The sequence below is a fragment of the Kitasatospora putterlickiae genome (genome assembly GCF_039527695.1).
Classification (GTDB): Bacteria; Actinomycetota; Actinomycetes; order Streptomycetales; family Streptomycetaceae; genus Kitasatospora; species Kitasatospora putterlickiae.
On the sequence record NZ_BAAAKJ010000191.1, the window covers coordinates 1 to 4,339 of the forward strand.

General features: G+C 76.6%; 5 protein-coding genes. 3 read left to right on the forward strand and 2 right to left on the reverse strand.

Annotated features, from left to right (window positions below; translation table 11 throughout):
* Positions 1 to 443 (reverse strand): MFS transporter (locus ABD308_RS19215; protein WP_486327031.1); only part of this gene is annotated, 443 nt, incomplete at its 3' end.
* 101 nt (positions 444 to 544) lie between these two features.
* Between ABD308_RS19215 and ABD308_RS19220 the strand changes: the two genes are divergently transcribed.
* Together ABD308_RS19220 and ABD308_RS19225 are read left to right on the forward strand one after the other, a co-directional pair.
* Positions 545 to 1,642, forward strand: a complete 1,098-nt coding sequence (locus ABD308_RS19220) for a DUF5937 family protein (RefSeq protein ID WP_344336159.1) — start codon at positions 545 to 547, stop codon at positions 1,640 to 1,642.
* A 38-nt stretch (positions 1,643 to 1,680) separates the two neighbouring features.
* Entirely contained in the window at positions 1,681 to 2,547 is an 867-nt protein-coding gene (locus tag ABD308_RS19225) for a PhzF family phenazine biosynthesis protein (RefSeq protein ID WP_344336162.1), read from the forward strand.
* 21 nt (positions 2,548 to 2,568) lie between these two features.
* Here the strand turns inward: ABD308_RS19225 and ABD308_RS19230 are convergent, their stop codons facing one another.
* Positions 2,569 to 2,949 carry a hypothetical protein gene (locus tag ABD308_RS19230; RefSeq protein ID WP_344336165.1) on the reverse strand — a complete coding sequence of 127 codons (381 nt, stop codon included), beginning with the start codon at positions 2,947 to 2,949 and terminating at the stop codon, positions 2,569 to 2,571.
* Positions 2,950 to 3,159: 210 nt separating this feature from the next.
* Between ABD308_RS19230 and ABD308_RS19235 the strand changes: the two genes are divergently transcribed.
* Positions 3,160 to 4,044, forward strand: coding sequence for a DUF2207 domain-containing protein (locus ABD308_RS19235; RefSeq protein ID WP_344336167.1), 885 nt, complete (start codon positions 3,160 to 3,162; stop codon positions 4,042 to 4,044).
* Positions 4,045 to 4,339 lie beyond the last annotated feature (295 nt).

A 4,339-nucleotide genomic window follows, 5' to 3' on the forward strand; every position in this document is an offset into this window, starting at 1 on the left:
GCCACCGACGGGACGACCGCCGCGTGGGTGGTCGGCCAGGACTGGCCGCCCACCCCGAACAGCACGGCCGCCGCCGCGAACCCCGCCACGCCGTCCGACAGCAGCAGCGCCGCCGACCCGGCCGCCCGCACCAGGAGGGTCGCCGCCGCCGGCAGGCTGCGCGCGCCCCGGTCGATCCACCGGCCGGTCAACGGGAGGACGAACAGGCCCGCGACCATCCCGGCGGACATCGCGAGGCCCGCCCGGCCGGCGTCCAGTCCGAGCACGCCGATGCCGTAGAGCAGCAGGAACGGCCGCAGCAGCCCGGTACCGAGGGCGTCCACCAGCAGCGCGGTCGCGTAGCGCGGGCCGCCCGCGGCGGTGAGCAGACGGAACAGGGCGGCCGGGCCGCTGCGGGTCGGCGGGTCGGCGGGCCGCCGCTCGGGGGTCTGGATCAGGGTCATGGGCGGTACCGTCCGTCCGCGCCGCCGCCCCGGGCACGCGGATTGACGACTCCCGTCAATCCGCGTCGGACCGCGTCGCCGCAGGTGACAGGATCGGGACCGTGAGCCTGACCATCGACATCACCGGCCTGCCAGACGAGCGGCTGCTGTTCACCCCCTCCCCGCTGGCCGAACTCAGCGCGATGCTGCACGTGCTCGCCGAGCCGGCGCACCACCCCGACCTGCACGGCTGGGCGGCGAGCACCACGGCCACCGTCCCGCCCGCGCTCGCCGAACGGCTCGCCGAGGCCGACTTCCTCTGGCGCTCCTCGCGCGCCGACTTCCTCGTCCCCGGCCTGCCCGGCGCCACCCTCACCGAGGAACTGGACGCCGTCGACCGGATCGACGACGAGCAGTACGTCCGGGCCGCGCTCGTGATGACCTGCGGCGCCTCCCGGCTGGCGCACCGCTTCGCCTCGCCGCTCACCGACCCGGTCGCGCAGGAACGGGCCCGCGAACTGGCACTGGCCCGCGGCCCCCGGCAGGCCGAGTTCGCCGACCGGCTGCTCACCGACCCGCCCGCCGTCCGGGCACTGGTCCGGCGGATGCTGGAGGACTGCGCGGACGCCTTCTTCGCCGACGCCTGGCGGCGGGTGCTGCCCGCCCTGGCCGCCGACGCCCGGCACAAGACCGACCTGCTGGTCCGGCACGGCGCGGCCGAGGCCCTGGCCGCCGTCTCCTCCTCGGTGGCGCTGGAGGACGCCGGGGAGGGACCGCGCCGGATCGTCATCGACAAGCTGCAGGACAACACCACCAGCGGGAGCGCCGCCGGCGGCGCCACCTTCGTGCCCACCGCGTTCGGGCGCCCGCACCTGCTGGTGGTCTCCGCGCCCGGCTGGCGCCCGGTCGTGCAGTACCCCGTCGCCGAGCAGGGCACGCCCGAACCGGTCTCGCTCGCGGTCGTCCAGCAGCGGCTGGAGGCGCTCGCCCACCCCGTCCGGCTGCGGCTCGCCCGCACCATGGCCCGCGGCCCGCACACCACCGGCGAACTCGCCGCCGCCTGGCAGCTCAGCGCGCCCGAGGTCTCCCGGCACCTGGCGGTGCTCCGCAAGGCCGGGCTGCTGACCACCCACCGGCGCGGGCGGTACATGCTCTACCAACTCGACCTGGCCGGCAGCGCCCGGCTCGGCACCGACCTGCTGGAGGCGGTGCTGCGGTGACCGGGAACACGCGTCTGGCCGGGCGCGTTCGAGCGGTCATGACCAGTGACGACGCCGCTCCCGGCGCACCCGAGATCCTCCGCTACGCCGCCTTCGCCACCGACCCCGGCGGCGGGAACCCGGCGGGCGTGGTGCTCGACGCCGCCGGGCTCTCCGCCGAGCGGATGCTCGCCATCGCCGCCGGGCTCGGTTACTCGGAGACGGCGTTCCTGACCCCCGGCCCCGGCGGCGTCCACACCGTGCGCTACTTCAGCCCGCTGGCCGAGGTGCCGTTCTGCGGCCACGCCACCGTCGCCTCCGCCGTGGCGCTCGCCGAACGGGTCGGTCCCGGGCACTACCTCTACCGCACGGCGGCCGGCGAGGTGCCGGTCGAAGTGGTGAAGGACGCGGACGGCGCCCTGCGCGCCACCCTCACCAGCGTGGAGCCGTACGTCGAGGCCGTGGACGCGGCGGACGTCGCCGGGGCGCTCGCCCTGCTCGGCTGGGAAGGCGCGGACCTCGACCCCGCGCTGCCGCCCCGCTACGCCTACGCGGGCGCGCGCCACCTGGTGCTGGCCGCCGCCACCCGCGAGCGCCTGGCGCGGCTCGCCTACGACTTCGACGGCCTCGCCGCCTTCATGACCGCCCGCGACCTGACCACCCTCCAACTGGTCTGGCGCGCCGCCCCCGACGTCTTCCACGTCCGCGACCCCTTCCCGGTCGGCGGCGTCGTCGAGGACCCGGCCACCGGCGCGGCCGCCGCCGCCTTCGGCGCCTACCTGCGCGCCCTCGACCCCGACGGCGTGCCGCCCACCGTCACCCTCCACCAGGGCGAGGACCTCGGCCGCCCCGGCGTCCTGCACGTGGACCCGCACACGGCGTCGCCGCGCGTGCGCGTCTCGGGCGCGGCGGTGGCGATCCCGTAGCCCCGGTAGCCCCCGGTGGCTTCAGGAGGCCGGCCGTGGGGCACGGGGGTCGCCGAACACAAGGGCCACCCAGGCATCGAGCCGGGAGCCGAAGGCCGCCGCCGAGCCGATCCCCGCACCCGGCAGCGGACCGGCGTCGCCCGCGCCGGTGATGTGGTCGCCATCGGCCCAGCCGCCCCGGAAGAGCACCACGGACAGCAGGGCGTCCGCCGGTCCGTAGAGGCGGACGCCCATCGCGTCGGGATCGGCCACCCGCGAGCGGTCCGTCTCCAGCCGGTGCGGCCACGGCGCCGCGGCCTCCCGCCAGGCCACCCGGCCCACCACCAGCCCGGCGGCCTGCCATTCGGGCGTCCGCGCGGACACCTCGGCGGCTGCTTCGTCGAGATCCACGAGCCTCTCCATGGGACGGATCACGCCTGGTCCGCTCGGGGGAGGACTCGGTGGCCGCCGCCTTCCGGACGAGCGGTTCCGAAGTCCGGGCCGAAAGCTCCCGGCGTCACGGCGGCGAGACGGCCTCAGGGCGGGCAACTCCCTTTCCACGCAAGGGATTGATGATTGCGGGGCGGGCCTGGTTTCCCCACACTGGGTGGACCCGCCGAGGAAGGGGACGTCATGTGGCTGGTCGTGGTTCTTCTGCTGGGAGCCGCTGTGTGGCCGGCCCGGGCGGGGCTTCGCTGCCGGGCGGCACGGGGAGCGCTGCGCCGTGCCGAACGGTCGGCGGCCGGGCGGGAGCCCGATCTCGAACCGTACGAACTCGCGGTCCTGGCCAAGAACGTGCCGGAGCTGTTCATGGCGAGGATGTACGCGGACGGCCGGCTCGTCGCCTCCCGCTCCGGTGACGTCACCATCACCCGGGCGAACGAGACCACCGGCGGGAGCGGGGCGCCCGGCGAGGGCGACTTCGAGACGGCGGTCGTGCGGGCGCTCGGGAGCCGGAGCACGTGGGGGTTCCGGCTCTTGGCCTGGACGGTGGCCCAGGGGCCGGGGTCGCGGGCACTGCTGGAGCGGCTGGTGGCCATGGGACTGCTGGAGGACGAGGTGCTGCGCCGGCGGGCCGAGAAGGCCTGCCTCCGGATGGCGTGGGCGAGTGCCACGATCGCCCCGGTGGGCCTGGTGGCCCTCGTGTGGACACTGGCGCGGAACGAGGACTGGCGCGTCCCGGTGGTGTCCTTCACCGTGCTGCTGGCGGCCGCCCTGGGGGTGCGTGTGGCGTCGTTGCCGGGGTGGCGCTACGCCACCGGCACCGGCGCCCGGCTCCTCGCCGAGGCGCGGGCGGACGACCGCTGGAAGCACGGAACAGCGGCCGTGGCCGCCCACGGCCTGGCGGCCCTGCCCGAGGACCACGATCTGCGGATCTGCCGGGAGGGGGACGACAGGCGAACGGCGGCGCTCCTCCGTGAGGAGCGGTCGCGCGCACCCGCGCCTCCGCCGGCCAGGGACGGGGGCGTGGGCGCCTGCGGGATGGGCTGCGGAGGGGGCTGCGGCGGCGGGGTCTAGTCGGACGAGTGGTGCCGGAGCCGGTGGGGGGTGCAGGCCCGCCGGGCCGGGGCCGGGCGGCGCGCGGGGCTTCCGCAGCGGGCCGCGGCTCGGAAAATCGGTCGCGCTCGGCAGGCCGGCCGGGGGAGGCTGCGCGGATGGATCATGGAAACGGGCGGACCGTCAGCGTCCACCTCACGTATGACGGCGGGTATCTCGGGGCGGTCGGGCCGTTCGAGGTGGGGGTGCCGTGGTGGTCGTCGGTGGGGGCGTTGCTGGAGGCGGTCTGGGCGGGGGCCGGGGTGGCGGTGGTGGC